We start from the raw sequence: 15,222 nt of genomic DNA on the forward strand, positions 1-15,222 counted from the left end.
GGTCAGGATAAATCGACTCAGGCGAGGGTGGCGACCAGCACGGCCTTGATGGTGTGCAGCCGGTTCTCGGCCTCGTCGAAGACGACGGAGTGGGCGGACTCGAAGACCTCGTCCGTGACCTCGAGCGAGGTCAGGCCGTGGCTCTCGTGGATCTCCCGGCCGACCTTGGTGCCGAGGTCGTGGAAGGCCGGCAGGCAGTGCAGGAACTTCACGTCCGGATTGCCGGTGGCACGCAGGACGTCCATGGTGACGGCGTACGGGGCGAGGGCGGTGATCCGCTCGTCCCACACCGTCTTGGGCTCGCCCATCGAGACCCAGACGTCGGTGGCGACGAAATCGGCGCCCGCGACGCCCTCGGCGACGTCTTCGGTGAGCGTGATCCGGGCGCCGGAGGACCCGGCCAGCTCCCGGGCGCGGTCGACGATCTCCTGGGCCGGCCAGTAGGACTTCGGCGCGACGATCCGCACGTCCATCCCGAGCAGGGCGCCGGTGACCAGGTAGGAGTTGCCCATGTTGAAGCGGGCGTCGCCGAGGTAGGCGAAGGCGGTCTCCTTCAGCGGCCTGGTGCCGTGCTCGGTCATGGTGAGCACGTCGGCGAGCATCTGGGTGGGGTGCCAGTCGTCCGTGAGCCCGTTGTAGACGGGCACGCCGGCGTGCGCGGCCAGCTCCTCGACCCCGGCCTGGCTGTCGCCCCGGTACTCGATGGCGTCGAACATCCGGCCGAGGACCCGGGCGGTGTCCCGCACCGACTCCTTGTGGCCGATCTGCGAGCCCGAGGGGTCGAGGTACGTGGTGTGGGCGCCCTGGTCGGCGGCGGCGACCTCGAACGCGCAGCGGGTGCGCGTCGAGGTCTTCTCGAAGATCAGCGCGATGTTGCGGCCGCGCAGGTACTGCGTCTCGGTCCCGGCCCTCTTGGCGGCCTTCAGCTCGGCGGCCAGCTCGACCAGACCGCGGAACTCCTCCTCGGTGAAGTCCAGCTCCTTGAGGAAGTGACGGCCGGCGAGGGCGGTCGGGACGGTCGCCATGGGGGCGCTCCAAAGGTACGAGGACTGAGGACCCTGGAATTCTATACGACCAATGGCATTTATATGCGGCCCCCACGCGTCCGGTCGGTCACACCGCCTCGCGCTCGACGGGGCAGCTCATGCAGCGCGGGCCGCCCCTGCCCCGGCCCAGCTCGCTGCCGGGGATCTCGATCACCTCGATGCCCTGTTTGCGCAGATGGGTGTTGGTGGTGGAGTTGCGCTCGTAGGCGACGACGACACCCGGCTCCACGGCGAGCACGTTGCAGCCGTCGTCCCACTGTTCGCGCTCGGCCGCGTGCACGTCCTGGGTGGCGGTCAGCACCCGGATCTGGCCGAGCCCCAGCGCGGCGGCGATCGCGCGGTGCATGTGCTCCGGCGGATGGTCGGTGACCTTCAGCTCCTGCTCGCCCGCGCCCGGCTCGATGGTGTACGAGCGCAGCATGCCGAGACCGGCGTACTGGGTGAAGGTGTCGCCGTCGACCATGGTCATCACGGTGTCGAGGTGCATGAAGGCCCGCCGCTTGGGCATGTCGAGCGCGACGATCGTGGACGCGGAGCCCGCCGCGAACAACTTGTGCGCCAGCATCTCCACGGCCTGCGGGGTGGTGCGCTCGCTCATGCCGATGAGGACGGCGCCGTTGCCGATGACCAGGACGTCGCCGCCCTCGATGGTGGAGGGGTAGTCGGCCTGCCCCCGGGACCAGACCCGGAACGTCTCGTCGCGGAACAGCGGGTGGTGCCGGTAGATCGCCTCGAAGTGCACGGCCTCCCGCTGCCGGGCGGGCCGCCGCATGGCGTTGATGGCGACCCCGTCGTAGATCCAGGCGGAGGTGTCGCGGGTGAAGAGGTGGTTGGGCAGCGGGCCGAGCAGGAAGTCGTCGAGGTCCATCACGTGGAACCGCACGGAGGTCGGCTCCGCGTGCGCCTCCAGGAACTCGCGCTTCGTCATGCCGCCCACCAGGGCCTCGGCCAGTTCGCGCGCCGGCAGCGTCTCGAAGGCGGCGCGCAGGTGGTCGGTGGCGAGCGGGCCGTACTCCTTCTCGTCGAAGACCCGGTCGAGGACGAGGGAGCGCGCCTCCGGGACGTCCAGGGTCTCGGTGAGCAGGTCGCCGAAGAGGTGGACGGCGACCCCCCGGTCACGCAGGACGTCGGCGAACCCGTCGTGCTCGGCGCGTGCCCGGCGCACCCACAGCACGTCGTCGAAGAGGAGGGCGTCCTTGTTGCTGGGCGTGAGCCTTTTGAGCTCGAGGTCGGGCCGGTGCAGGATCACGCGGCGCAGTCGCCCGGCCTCGGAGTGGACGTGGTATGCCATGCCTCCATCCTGGCCGGGGACGACCACCTTCACGCTCCCATTGACCGTTTCCGCCAGTTCCTGTTTTCGTCCCCTTGACGAGAACAGGGACTCCCGCTTATCGTCGTCATGACGAAAAGCGAGGGGATCCATGGCCGACATCACCCGGCGCCTGGGCTGGCGCCATCTGCGCGGGGCGCCCACGGCGCACATACGGCACCACCGCTCCGGCGCGCTGGTGCACGACGGGACCGGGCTCAGCTTCTGGTTCCGCCCGCTGACGGCCGCGCTCTCCGAGGTGCCGGTCGACGACCGGGAGCTGGCGATGACCTTCCACGCCCGCACCTCCGACTTCCAGGACGTCTCGGTGCAGGCGACGGTCACCTACCGGATCGCCGACCCGGCCATTGCCGCCGCCCGCCTGGACTTCTCGATCGACCCGGACACGGGCGCCTGGCGGGGCACCCCGCTGGACCAGCTCGGCACCCTGCTCACCGAGACGGCCCAGCAGCACGCACTGGACGTGCTGGCGCGCACGCCCCTCGCGGCGGCGCTGGTGGACGGGGTGGCGGCGGTGCGCGAGCGGGTCGCGGCCGGACTGGGCGCCGAGCCCCGGCTGCCGGCCACCGGCATCGAGGTGGTCGCCGTCCGCGTGATGGCGCTGCGGCCCGAGCCCGAGGTGGAGCGGGCGCTGCGCACCCCGGCCCGGGAGCAGATCCAGCAGGAGGCCGACCGCGCCACCTACGAACGGCGGGCCGTGGCGGTCGAGCGGGAGCGCGCCATCGCCGAGAACGAGCTGGCCAGCCGGATCGAGCTGGCCCGCCGCGAGGAACAGCTGGTCGAGCAGCGCGGCACCAACGCACGCCGCGAGGCCGAGGAACAGGCGGCCGCGGACGCGGTGCGCGCCGAGGCGGAGGCGGCGCGGTCGGTGAAGCTGGCCGAGGCGGAGGCCACCCGCTCCGTGGGGCTCGCCGAGGCCGAGGCCGCCCGGACGCTGAAGCTCGCCGAGGCGGAGGCGGCCCGCTCCCGGCAGCTCGCCCGCGCGGAGGCCGAGGCCGCGCGCGAGGTCGGGGAGGCGCGGGCGCAGGCACAGGCGGCCTGGCTGCGGGTGCACACCGAGGCCGGAGTGGACGGGACGACGACCCTGCGGGCGCTCACCGCGACCCGGCTCGCCGAGAACCTGCCGCGGATCGACAGCGTGACCGTCTCCCCCGACGTGCTGACCGGGCTGCTGGCCAAGCTCGGCGGCGACGCCGAGGGCGCCCGGTGAGCCTCGCCCGGCGGGCCGTCCTGGTCCACCGCACCACCGAGTACGAGGAGCTGGTGGCCCGGCACGGCACGCACGGCCAGGCCGCCTTCTTCCTCGCCTCCCGGGGCCGGGACATCGAAGAGGTCGCCGAACGCCACCGCAGGGCCCGGGGCGCCCTGGCCGAGGTGGCCGCCGCGGTGCCGCTGACCTGGCGCCAGGCCCGGGTGGAGCGCGCCGACCTGGACCGGTTCCTGTTCGCCCCGGAGGACGTGGTGGTCGTGGTCGGCCAGGACGGGCTGGTGGCGAACGCCGCCAAGTACCTGACGGGCCAGCCGGTCATCGGCATCGACACCGACCCCGGGCGCAATCCCGGAGTGCTGGTACGGCACCGCCCGGCGGACGCGGCGAAGCTGCTGCCGGCGGCCGGGACCGCGGTGGACGAACTCACCATGGTCGAGGCCGTCGCCGACGACACCCAGCGGCTGGTGGCGCTCAACGAGATCTACCTCGGCACGCCCGGCCACCAGACCGCCCGCTACCGCCTGGGCCTCGACGGCGACGGGGGTGCCGTCGAGGCCCAGGCCTCCTCCGGGCTGCTGGTCGGCACCGGCACCGGCGCCACCGGCTGGCTGCGCTCGGTCTGGCAGGAACGGGGCGGCGCACTGCCGCTGCCCTCCCCCACCGAGGACGGCCTGCTGTGGTTCGTCCGCGAGGCCTGGCCCTCCCCGGCCACCGGCACCACCCTGGTGGCCGGCCGGCTCCGCGCCTCGGCCTCCCTGTCCCTCACCGTGGAGTCCGACCACCTGATCGCCTTCGGCGACGGCATCGAAACGGACGCCCTCCAGCTCACCTGGGGCCAGACGATCCGCGTCGGCGTCTGCGACCGGCGGTTGCGGTTGGTGGGGTGAGGAAGCCCGCCCGCCTCCTCAGATCGCCGTGCACGGCACCGGCCACCGGTCGATCCGTGGGGGCAGGGCCGTGGCCAGGCCGTCGTCGACGCGGACGAGGTGTTCGGCGGTGAGGAGGTCGACCGCTCTGCGCTGGACGGGGGCCAGGGCGGTGAGGGGGGTGGGTGTGGACAGCAGGTCGAAGGTGGCGAGCAGGTCGGGGTGGTCGAGGGTGAGCCGGACCGTGGTGCCCGGCTCCCTGCGGTCGATGACGCTGACGAAGCCGGGTCCGCGCCGGTGGTAGAGGATCCCGTGGGCGGGGTCCTGTGGGGCGGTGCCTACGGCGCCCTCCGGCAGCCGGACCGGCTCGCCCCAGGTGGGGAGCGCGACGTAGGTGCCGCCGTCCCGGAACAGCAGGCCGAGACGGAGGGCGTGCCGCACCCAGCGGTCGAGGGCGTCGGACGGCACGTCGTGGCCGTCCCCCGTCAGCAGCCGGTGCAGCGCGGGCACCGTACGCCCGTCCTCAAGGCGGCGCAGCGCCTCGGCCCGCCAGCCGGTGAAGCGGTGGGTGGCCGGCGGCCACCCGTGCCGCCGGTCGCGCACCAGCAGGTCCGCGCCGTCCGCGGCGAACAGCAGCCGGGAGTGGGCGTGTCCGGCCCGCCACGCGGCGACGGCCTCGACCAGCCGGTGCTCCGCCGGGCCCGCGAGGCCCGCGTCGTCGGTGTCGAAGAGGTAGACCAGGTCGGCGAGCTCGCCCTCGGGCAGGTCGTACACGTGCTGGTACATCTCGGCCGGCCGGCGCTTGCCGAAGCCGAGGCCGGGGTCGGTGAAGTGCGGGCTGAACCGTTCCAGCTGGATGCGGTGCGCGCCGCTCGGCGGCTGCAGGTGGACCAGCGCGGGGAGCTGGTCGACGACCGGCGCGTAGTCGTCCGCCGTCTCGCCGGGGAAGCCGTACAGCAGGTTCCAGGAGCAGGTCAGCGCGTGGTTCTCGCACTCGCGCAGGGTGCGCACGTTGCGGGCGCCGGTGACGCCCTTGTCCATCAGGTCGAGGACCCGGCTGCCCAGGCTCTCGATGCCGGGCTGGATGTGCACGGTGCCCGACTCGCCGAGCAGCCTCAACTGGCCCGGCGTGAGGTTGGACTTGACCTCGTAGTGCAGCCTGAGGTCCCAGCCGCTGCCCGCGATCCGGGGCAGGAAGTCGCGGAAGTAGGCCATGTCGATGATGTTGTCGACGGTGACCACGTCGAGGATGCGGTGGCGGCGGACCAGCCGGTCCAGCTCCGCCCACAGCCGCTCGCCCGGCTTGGCGCGGAAGGCCATGGCGGACCCGTTCAGCCCGCAGAAGGTGCAGTGGTGCTTCTCCCCCCACCAGCAGCCGCGGGCGCCCTCGACCACCAGCTTCGGGTGGATGAACTCCCGCACCGGGGACGCGTCCAGGGCGGTCTGCCACTGGTCGTAGTCGGGCGAGGGGATGTCGGCGGGCGCCACGGTCCGCCGGGTCTCGGTGTTGGCCCGCGACACGGGTCCGTCCCACCAGCACAGGCCGGGCACGTCCACCGGCGCGGTGCCCCCGGCCAGGTGCTCCAGCAGGGCCGGGAAGGCGTACTCGGCCTCGCCGCGTACCACGTGGTCCACGAAGGGATGGTTGCGGTGCAGGGCGTGGCCCATCGGCCCCTCGCAGTTGCTGCCCCCGAACACCACGGTCAACCCGGGCCGGCGGCGCTTGAGTTCACGGGCGAGCGCCAGGGAGGCCACGTTCTGCATGAACGTGCTGGTGAACCCGACGAGGTCCGGTTCGTCCGCCAGGATCACGCCCGCGCACAGATCGATGAACCCGGCGGCGTACGGGCGCATGTCGACGGCCGTGCCGACCGGGACGTCCCGCCGGGCCGCGTAGTCACGCAGCCGCTCCAGGCCCCAGCCGGGGTCGTCGTACAGGACGCCGGAGAAGACCCAGTCGCCGAGGCCGTGGAAGATCGCGTCGGAGCCGACCGCCACGCAGTCGCCCGGCCGCAGCCGCCCCCCGGAGTGCTCCAGCAGGTACTCCGCCCAGCGCAGCGAGCCGTGGAACTCGGTCACCTCGGCGTCCGGACGGGCCCGCCGCACCAGCCGGTTGAGCAGGCCGAGTTGCAGTGAAGGGAGGTCGAGCGGATGCCACGGCATCGTGACCAGGTGAACGCGCATGCTCAGCGGGTCGGCCGCTTCTCCAGGATCGCCGGCCGGCGGCTGGTGCTCCGGTCCTCGCGGACCACGACCTTCTTGATCTCCATGCCCACCGCCCCCTCCGGCCGCTCGCTCCGCGTCTCCGCGGTCTCCACGGTCTCCACCGCTCCCCCTCCGCACGTTCGAACACCCTTGTGTCGCACGGCCGTCCACCATATGGACGAAAGTGTGTGCGACACAAGGGCGTCCCGTGTCCGCACGGTCACAGACGCGGGTCCACCGGCTCCGACTCCAGGGCGAGCACCCCGAAAACCGCCTCGTGCACCCGCCACAGCGGCTCCCCGTCCGCGAGCCGGTCCAGGGCCTCCAGGCCGAGGGCGTACTCACGGATCGCCAGCGACCGCTTGTGGTTCAGGAACCGCTGCCGCAGCCGGGCCAGGTTGTCCGGCCGGGTGTACTCGGGGCCGTAGATGATCCGCAGGTACTCGCGGCCCCGGCACTTGATGCCGGGCTGCACCAGCCGCCCCTTCCCGTCGCGCACCAGCGCGCCGAGCGGCTTGACGACCATGCCCTCACCGCCCCGGCCGGTCATCTCCAGCCACCAGTCGACACCGGCCCGCACCGACTCGGGGTCGCCCGTGTCGACGTACAGCCGCCGCGTGGTCTGCAGCAGCCCGGTGCCGTCGTGCTCCACCAGCCGGTCGAGCAGCGCCAGTTGCTCGTCGTGCGGGAGCGCGGCGAGGCTGCGGCCCTGGACGGCCAGGAGCTGGAAGGGGGCCAGGCGGACCCCCTCCAGGCCGTCGGTCGTCCAGCAGTAGCGCCGGTAGGCGTCGGTGAACGCGGCCGCGTCGGCGGCCCGGCCGCGCTGGCGCTCCAGCAGGCCGCCCACGTCGGTGCCGCGCGCGGCGGCGGCCTCCAGCGCGGCGAGCGCGCCCGGGAACACCGCACCCGAGGCCGCGCCGACGGCCGCGTACTGGCTGCGCAGCAGACCGGAGGCCTTCAGCGACCAGGGCATCAGCTCGGCGTCCAGCAGCAGCCAGTCGGTGTCGAGCTCCTTCCACAGGCCCGCGTCCCCGACGGCCGAGCGCAGCCGGCCGAGGATCTCCTCGGTCACCTTCTCGTCGTCGAAGAACGGCCGCCCGGTACGGGTGTAGAGCGCCCCGCCGGGGCCGTCGACGCCGAACCGCGCGCGTGCCGCGTCCGCGTCCCGGCAGACCAGGGCCACGGCCCGCGAGCCCATGTGCTTCTCCTCGCACACGACCCGCGGCACCCCGTCCGCCGCGTACTGCGCGAACGCCTCGGCCGGGTGCTCCAGGTAGCCGTCGACGTGACTGGTCGCCGTCGGTGCCATGGTCGGCGGCAGGTACGGCAGCAGGCGCGGGTCGACGGCGAAGCGGCTCATGACCTCCAGGGCCGCCGCCGCGTTCTCCTCGCGGACCGCGACCCGGCCGGCGTGCCGGGTCTCCACGGCCCGGCGGCCGTACACGTCCGCGAGGTCCAGCGGCCGTCCGTCGTGGCCGCCGGGCGCCTCGGTGCGCAGCGGCCGTGCCGGCTCGTACCAGACCCGCTCGGCGGGTACGTCGACCAGCTCGCGCTCCGGCCAGCGCAGCGCGGTCAGCTTGCCGCCGAAGACCGCGCCGGTGTCCAGGCAGATGGTGTTGTTGAGCCAGGTGGCCTCCGGGACCGGGGTGTGCCCGTAGACGACGGCCGCGCGGCCCCGGTAGTCCTCCGCCCACGGGTAGCGCACCGGCAGCCCGAACTCGTCGGTCTCGCCGGTGGTCTCGCCGTACAGGGCGTGCGAACGGACCCGTCCCGAGGTGCGGCCGTGGTACTTCTCGGGCAGGCCCGCGTGGCAGACGACGAGCTTTCCGCCGTCGAGGACGTAGTGGCTGACCAGGCCGTCCAGGAAGCGGCGCACCTCGGCCCTGAACTCCTCGCTCTCGCCCTCCATCTGCGCGACGGTCTCGGCGAGCCCGTGGGTGTGCTGGACCTTGCGGCCCTTGAGGAACCGGCCGTACTTGTTCTCGTGGTTGCCGGGCACGCACAGCGCGTGGCCGTCCTTCACCATCGACATCACCCGGCGCAGCACGCCCGGGGTGTCCGGACCGCGGTCGACCAGGTCGCCCACGAACACGGCGGTGCGGCCGTCGGGGTGCACGCCGTCGTCGTAGCCCAGTGCGGTGAGCAGCGCCTCGAGTTCGGCCGAGCAGCCGTGGACGTCGCCGATGACGTCGAACGGGCCGGTGAGGTGGGTCAGGTCGTTGAACCGCTTCTCGGTGACGACGGTGGCGGCCTCGGCCTCCTCGGTCCCGCGCAGCACGTGCACCTTGCGGAAGCCCTCGCGCTCCAGGTGGCGCAGCGAGCGGCGCAGCTCCCGGATGTGCCGCTGGATGACCCGGCGGGGCATGTCGGCACGGTCGGTGCGGGCGGCGTTGCGCTCGGCGCACACCTCCTCGGGGACGTCGAGCACGATGGCGATGGGCAGCACGTCGTACTTCTTGGCGAGTTCGACGAGCTGCCGCCTGCTGTCCTGCTGCACGCTGGTGGCGTCGACGACGGTACGGCGGCCGGCGGCCAGCCGCTTGCCGGCGATGTAGTGCAGGACGTCGAAGGCGTCCCCGGAGGCGCTCTGGTCGTTCTCGTCGTCGGCGACCAGGCCGCGGCAGAAGTCGGAGGAGATCACCTCGGTGGGCTTGAAGTGCTTGCGGGCGAAGGTCGACTTGCCGGAGCCGGAGGCGCCGACGAGGACGACCAGGGACAGGTCGGTGACGGGGAGGACGCGCCCCGCGCGGGTCTCGGCCGTGCTGTTCTCGGCCGTGCTGTTCTCGGTCATGCTGCCTTCGCCTCCTTCTGGGTGTCGTCGTGGCGGTGGAAGACGGCCATCTGGGTGGGCGGCCCCACCTCGGGGTCGTCCGGGCCGATGGGGGTGAACGCGACCTCGTAGCCGTGCCGTTCGGCGACGGTGCGGGCCCAGGCGCGGAACTCCTCGCGGGTCCACTCGAAGCGGTGGTCGCCGTGCCGGACGTGTCCGGCGGGCAGGGTCTCCCAGCGCACGTTGTACTCGACGTTGGGGGTGGTGACGAGGACCGTGCGCGGGCGGGCGTGCCCGAACACGGCGTACTCGAGGGCGGGCAGCCTGGGCAGGTCGAGGTGCTCGATCACCTCGCTGAGCACGGCCGCGTCGTAGCCCTTGAGCCGCTTGTCGGTGTAGGCCAGGGAGCCCTGCAGGAGCTGGACCCGGGACGCCTGGCGCTCCCCCATGCGGTCGAGCTTCAGCCGCCGCGAGGCGATGGTGAGGGCCCGCACGGAGACGTCGACGCCGACGACCTCCGTGAACCGGACGTCCCTGAGCAGTTCCTGCACGAGCTGGCCCTGGCCGCAGCCGAGGTCGAGGACCCGGGCGGCGCCGGACGCGCGCAGGGCGGCGAGGATCGCCTCCCGGCGCAGTACGGCGAGCGGTGCCGGCTTCTCCTCCGCCTCCGTCTCCTCCTCGACGGCGTTGTCGATCGACTCGACCTCGCTGTCGTCGGCCTCGGCGAGGCGCACCAGCTCCAGCCGCTCCATCGCCTGCCGGGTCAGGGACCAGCGCCGGGAGAGGTACCGGCTGGTGATCAGCTTCTGCTCGGGGTGCGTGGGCAGCCAGCCCTCACCGGCCCGCAGCAGCTTGTCGACCTCGTCGGAGGAGACCCAGTAGTGCTTGGCGTCGTCGAGGACCGGCAGCAGGACGTACAGGTGGCGCAGCGCCTCGGCGAGGGTGAGCGCCTCCGACTCCAGGACGAGCCGGACGTACCTCGAGTCGCCCCACTGGGGGAACTCGGTGTCCAGGGCGACCGGTTCGGCGGTCACCGCCCAGCCGAGCGGTTCGAACAGCCGCCGTACGAGGGCGGGGCCGCCGCGGGCGGGCAGGGCAGGCACCTCGATGCGCAGCGGCAGGGGCGCGACGGCCCGCTCGGGGCGGGCGTTGCACACCCCGCGCAGGGCGCTGGAGAACACGGCGCTCAGGGCGACTGCGAGCAGCGAGGAGGCCGCGTACGGGCGGTCGTTGACGTACTGCGCGAGTGCCGCGTCGGGTGCTCCGCCGCGGCCCTTGCCCTTGCCCCGGCGGACCAGCGCGACCGTATCGACCTCCAGCAGCAGCGCGGCCGTGCACCGCTCGGCGTCCGCCTCGGGGTAGAGGACGTGGGCGGTGCCGTAGGAGGTGGAGAACGTCTGCGCCTTGTCGGGGTGCTTGTGCAGCAGGTACCCGAGGTCGGTGGCCGGGTGGGCGGCGGTGCCGCGCGTGGATATCGTCAGGAACACAGGGCCGAGTCTCCCCCGCCCGCGCCCCCGCGACCACCGGTTTTCCCACGAAGACCGACATCCCCGCCCGACCGGCACGGCGCCTTCCGACGGGGCGCATCCGAGTGGCGGCGCCTCCGGCGGGGGGCCGCGTTCGAGTGGCGGCGCCCTCCGATGGGGGGCCGCGTTCGAGTGGCGGCGCCTTTCGGCGGTGGGACCTCAGGCCCGGGTGCCATTCGGCTTGGGACGCTCGGGCCGGGTTGCCTTCCGGCAGGACGCCTTCGGGTCGGGCTGCCTTCCGGCTGGGGGCCTCCTGGGTGGGGCGCCTTCCGGCGGAGGACGCCTCGGGCCGGTCTCCCCTCCGGCGGGCGCCTCGGCCCAGGTGCCTTCCGGCGGAGGCGCCTTCAGGGTGGGGCGCCTCTCGGCGAAAGCCGCCCCGGGCCGGGTGCCCTTCCGAGCGCCTCGGGCCGGGTGCCCTCCGGCGGAGGACGCCTCCCGCTCAGGAGTCCTTCTCGTCCTTGGCGACGACGGCCCGGGCGCGCTCGACGGCCCGGCGGTCCGCCGCGCGCGTGTCGGCCAGTTCCTTCCTGTGCTTGCTGATGGCCGCCTTCTGCGCGCGGACCTCGACGGCGTGCACGGTGCCGATGTAGTCGGTGTCGAGCTTGCACCGGGCGTCGGCGGCCGCCGTCTCCTTCTCCTTCTTCGACGGCTCCTCGGTCCCGAACCAGGCGGTGTCCACGGCCGCCTTCTCCGGGGCCGGGTAGTGGAAGCCCTGCTCCTTCATGCAGGCGGACCAGTCGCGGTCGGCCTTCTTCCAGGCCGGGTCCTTCCGCGCCTGCCGGCGGGAGGTGTACCAGAGCTCCATGGGGGTCGAGTAGAAGCCGGTGAGCGTCAGGCCGCCGATCTTCGCCGCCTTGCGCGCGGGGCCGTTGATCTTCCGTCCGGCCTGCCCGAGGCAGCCGCCTTCGGGGACGGTCCGTCCGTGGACGCGGCGGCCGCCGCCGGAGCCGGACGCGCCGGTGAGGGCGCGGTACTGGTCGGGTGACCACTCCATGGGCTGGGTGGAGCCGTCGTCGGGCCGGCCGCGGTAGCCGTCCTCGGCCGCCCGGTCGGGGTCGTCGACACCGTAGGGCCGGTCGTCGCCCAGCGGCCCGTGGCTCTCGGGGACGCCTCGCTGGACCGGGTACGTCGACTCGACGGCCGCGGTGGCGAGCGTCGCGAAGCCGGGGAAGCCGAGGCGGACCATGCACCGCTTGGCGAGGATCCACTGCGCCTTGCCCACGGCCTTTCCGCCGTCCGACGAGGGGTCGGGTATGTAGGCGTTCAACGGGAACGCCGTCCGGGTGTTGAGGCGACGGGCCCGGTCGCCGGCGTCGTCCTGACCGGTGAACTGGCAGGCGGACGCGGCCAGCAGGCCGGTGAGAAGAAGAGGCAGCACTTTGCGCACCCGGCCATCCGACCAGGCCAGGAGCGTGAGCGCCGTGATGGAGCCCACAGTTCCGGCACAAGCCGGCCACAGCGCGCGCACATCGCCCCGGTTCCTGTGATCCTCGCCATGGCTCGACGCCGCCGGACCTGATGGACTGACCCACTGTCAACTGACCGCTGACAGAAGGGGGAACCATGACCATGGACCGAACCGACCGAGCCGACCGGGCATGCCGAACGGGCCGCGCGGGAGTCGGCAGAAGCGTCACGGCGCGAGGCGCCGTCGCGGTGGTGGCCGGGGCCGTCCTGAGCACGGGCGTCCTCGCGGCCGCTCCGGCCCAGGCGGCCGCTCCGGCCGAGAGGACCGCCGCCGCCAAGCCCGCGGCGGCGGCCGCGGCACCGACGGTGTCCGCCCAGGGCGCGTACGCGATGAACGCGGCCACGTCGAAGCAGCTCTTCGGCAAGGCGGCGGACGGGCCGCTGCGGACCGGCTCCACGACGAAGATCATGACAGCGCTCGTGGTGCTGTCGCAGCCGCACCTGGACCTCGACAAGAAGGTGAAGATCAAGAAGGAGTACACGGACTACGTCATCGACCCGGCGACGGGCGGCCAGCGCTACTCCAGCGCGAAGCTGATCCTCGGTGACTCGATGAAGGTGCGCGACCTGCTGTACGGGCTGCTGCTGCCGTCGGGCTGCGACGCGGCCTACGCCCTCGCGGACACCTACGGGACCGGTTCGACGACCCAGCAGCGCACGAAGTCCTTCATCTCCCGGATGAACCGCAAGGCGCACGAACTCGGCCTGAACAACACCTACTTCGACTCCTTCGACGGGGTGTCCAACGGCAACAACCACGCCTCTCCGCGCGATCTGGCCAAGCTGGCCGCCGTCGCCCTGAAGAACAAGACGTTCAAGAAGGTCGTCGGTACGAAGACGTACGACGCCATGACGTCGTACCGGCCGGGCGGCGGCACGCACGCGATGGAGCCGTGGAAGAACACCAACACGCTGCTCGGCTCCTACCGGGGCGCGATCGGCGTGAAGACCGGCTCGGGCCCGGAGGCGAAGTTCTGCCTGGTGTTCGCGGCGACCCGGGGCGGAAAGACCGTGGTGGGCACCGTGCTCGCCGACACGTCGGTGGACGAGCGGTTCAAGGACGCGAAGAAGATCCTGGACTACGGCTTCGCGCACATCGGCTGACGCCGGACCGCCGGACAGCCGGACCGCGGGCCCGGAAGGGTCCCGGAGGGGCCGGCCGGGCATCCACCCGGCCGGCTCCCTGGCGGGGGTGCTACGAGAGCTGCGACTGGACCTGCCCGGCGATCAGCTCAAGGTGGTCGAGGTCGTCGAGGTCGAGGATCTGGAGGTAGATCCGCCGGGAACCGATCGCGGCGTACCGCCCGATCCTGTCGACGACCTCGGCCGGGGAACCGGCCAGGCCGTTGGCCTTCAGCTCGTCCACCTCACGCCCGATCGCGGCCGCGCGCCGGGCCACCTCCTGGTCGTCCCGGCCCACGCACACCACGAGCGCGTTGGAGTACGTCAGGTCGTCCGCCCGGCGGCCCGCCTCCTCGGCGGCGGCGCGCACCCGGCCGAACTGCCGCTCGCTGTCCTCGACGGAGGCGAAGGGGATGTTGAACTCGTCCGCGTACCGGGCCGCGAGCCGCGGGGTGCGGGTCGCGCCGTGACCGCCGATGAGCACCGGGATCCTCGACTGGGCGGGCTTGGGCAGCGCGGGCGACTCGGTGAGGTCGTAGTAGCGGCCGTGGAAGTCGAAGGTCTCGCCGGTCTTGGTCGCCCAGAGCCCGGTGACGATCTCCAGCTGCTCCTCCAGACGGGCGAACTTCTCCTTGGGGAAGGGGATGCCGTACGCCTTGTGCTCCTCCTCGAACCAGCCCGCGCCCAGACCCAGTTCGACGCGGCCGCCGGACATCTGGTCGACCTGGGCCACCTGGATGGCGAGCACGCCCGGCAGCCGGAAGGTGCCGGCCGTCATCAGCGTGCCGAGACGGATGCGCCGGGTCTCGCGGGCCAGCCCGGCCAGGGTGATCCAGGCGTCGGTGGGGCCGGGCAGCCCGTCCACGTTGCCCATCCGCAGGTAGTGGTCGGAGCGGAAGAAGGCGTCGAACCCGAGGTCCTCGGTGGCCTTCGCCACGGTGAGCAGGGTGTCGTACGTGGCCCCCTGCTGGGGCTCGGTGAAGATTCGAAGGTCCATACACCTATCCTGCACGCCACCCGCCCCGGGGACCTCACCGGCACCGCCGGGCGCGGCGGTGCCCGGCCGGGTGGGATCCGCCCGGCCCGGAACGGGGCGCACGCCGGTCGCGGGTCACACGCCGGTCGGGCTGTCCTCCGTGGGCTCGGGTAACACCTCCTCGCGTGCCGCGAGCTTGCGCAGCATCTCCAGGACGCGGTCACGGGACTCGTCGGCCGCGTCGATGGCCTCCATGCACTGCCAGTACGTCGTCTCGTCGGCCGCCGCGCTGGCCATGCCGACCAGGGCGATACCGACCTCGGCGAGCAGGCCGCCGAGGCACAGCAGGGTCTGCCGGGCGTCGTCCAGCTCGGTGAGCTGGGCGGCGCGCAGGTCGCCCGGGTCCAGCTCGGGAGGGTCCAGGACGCCGCAGCCCCGGCCCGCCAGCTCGGTCAGGCCCAGCGCCTCGCCCCGCAGCTCGGGCGGCCCGGACACCGCGAGGCGACTGCCGATCGCCTGGGCCAGGGCCTGTGCCTGCCACACCTCCGCCATCATCTCGGGGATGTCGGCGCCGCCCACCAGGGCCCGCCTGCTCGTCGCGATGAGCCACAGTGCATCCATGCGCTGCCCCCGTCCCGTCCGCCGTGCGTTCCCGCACGTCCGCTTGAACTCCCTTATTCATTACCCAGAGTGAGGTGTGGTGA

At 72.9% G+C, this 15,222-nt stretch carries 12 protein-coding genes; 3 read left to right on the top strand and 9 right to left on the bottom strand.

Annotation, left to right across the window (positions count from 1 at the left end):
- Window positions 1–17: 17 nt before the first annotated feature.
- Window positions 18–1,025 carry an ornithine carbamoyltransferase gene (argF, locus tag PV343_RS05460; RefSeq protein ID WP_319145616.1) on the bottom strand — a complete coding sequence of 336 codons (1,008 nt, stop codon included), beginning with the start codon at window positions 1,023–1,025 and terminating at the stop codon, window positions 18–20.
- A gap of 88 nt (window positions 1,026–1,113) precedes the next feature.
- Window positions 1,114–2,337: an arginine deiminase gene (locus PV343_RS05465; RefSeq protein WP_319145617.1), complete on the bottom strand. Its 1,224-nt coding sequence runs from the start codon at window positions 2,335–2,337 to the stop codon at window positions 1,114–1,116.
- 130 nt (window positions 2,338–2,467) lie between these two features.
- Between PV343_RS05465 and PV343_RS05470 the strand changes: the two genes are divergently transcribed.
- Together PV343_RS05470 and PV343_RS05475 are read left to right on the top strand one after the other, a co-directional pair.
- Complete coding sequence (locus tag PV343_RS05470) at window positions 2,468–3,586, top strand: SPFH domain-containing protein (protein ID WP_319145618.1); 1,119 nt, start codon at window positions 2,468–2,470, stop codon at window positions 3,584–3,586.
- On the top strand, window positions 3,583–4,473 hold the full coding sequence (locus tag PV343_RS05475) for a hypothetical protein (protein WP_319145619.1): 891 nt from the start codon (window positions 3,583–3,585) through the stop codon (window positions 4,471–4,473). The genes PV343_RS05470 and PV343_RS05475 overlap by 4 nt, the downstream gene beginning before the upstream one ends.
- Before the next feature lie 18 nt (window positions 4,474–4,491).
- Here the strand turns inward: PV343_RS05475 and PV343_RS05480 are convergent, their stop codons facing one another.
- The 5 genes from PV343_RS05480 to PV343_RS05500 form a co-directional block, all read right to left on the bottom strand.
- A complete protein-coding gene (locus PV343_RS05480) occupies window positions 4,492–6,636 on the bottom strand; it encodes a RiPP maturation radical SAM C-methyltransferase (protein WP_319145620.1) in 2,145 nt (714 codons plus the stop codon).
- Window positions 6,637–6,638: 2 nt separating this feature from the next.
- Window positions 6,639–6,779, bottom strand: coding sequence for a hypothetical protein (locus PV343_RS05485; RefSeq protein WP_319145621.1), 141 nt, complete (start codon window positions 6,777–6,779; stop codon window positions 6,639–6,641).
- A 98-nt stretch (window positions 6,780–6,877) separates the two neighbouring features.
- Window positions 6,878–9,448 carry a polynucleotide kinase-phosphatase gene (locus tag PV343_RS05490; protein WP_319145622.1) on the bottom strand — a complete coding sequence of 857 codons (2,571 nt, stop codon included), beginning with the start codon at window positions 9,446–9,448 and terminating at the stop codon, window positions 6,878–6,880.
- Window positions 9,445–10,914, bottom strand: coding sequence for a 3' terminal RNA ribose 2'-O-methyltransferase Hen1 (locus tag PV343_RS05495; RefSeq protein WP_319145623.1), 1,470 nt, complete (start codon window positions 10,912–10,914; stop codon window positions 9,445–9,447). The genes PV343_RS05490 and PV343_RS05495 overlap by 4 nt, the downstream gene beginning before the upstream one ends.
- Before the next feature lie 478 nt (window positions 10,915–11,392).
- A complete protein-coding gene (locus PV343_RS05500) occupies window positions 11,393–12,331 on the bottom strand; it encodes a hypothetical protein (protein ID WP_319145624.1) in 939 nt (312 codons plus the stop codon).
- 185 nt (window positions 12,332–12,516) lie between these two features.
- Here PV343_RS05500 and PV343_RS05505 point away from each other — a divergent pair, with 185 nt between their 5' ends.
- Entirely contained in the window at window positions 12,517–13,524 is a 1,008-nt protein-coding gene (locus PV343_RS05505; RefSeq protein ID WP_401696524.1) for a D-alanyl-D-alanine carboxypeptidase family protein, read from the top strand.
- A 91-nt stretch (window positions 13,525–13,615) separates the two neighbouring features.
- On the opposite strand, the gene PV343_RS05510 is transcribed toward PV343_RS05505, so the two are convergent.
- Both PV343_RS05510 and PV343_RS05515 read right to left on the bottom strand, forming a co-directional pair.
- Window positions 13,616–14,539 carry an LLM class F420-dependent oxidoreductase gene (locus PV343_RS05510; RefSeq protein WP_319145625.1) on the bottom strand — a complete coding sequence of 308 codons (924 nt, stop codon included), beginning with the start codon at window positions 14,537–14,539 and terminating at the stop codon, window positions 13,616–13,618.
- Between the two features lie 114 nt (window positions 14,540–14,653).
- On the bottom strand, window positions 14,654–15,139 hold the full coding sequence (locus PV343_RS05515) for a DUF6099 family protein (RefSeq protein WP_319145626.1): 486 nt from the start codon (window positions 15,137–15,139) through the stop codon (window positions 14,654–14,656).
- Window positions 15,140–15,222 lie beyond the last annotated feature (83 nt).

This window comes from Streptomyces sp. WI03-4A (assembly GCF_033792105.1).
Classification (GTDB): domain Bacteria; phylum Actinomycetota; class Actinomycetes; order Streptomycetales; family Streptomycetaceae; genus Streptomyces; species Streptomyces collinus_A.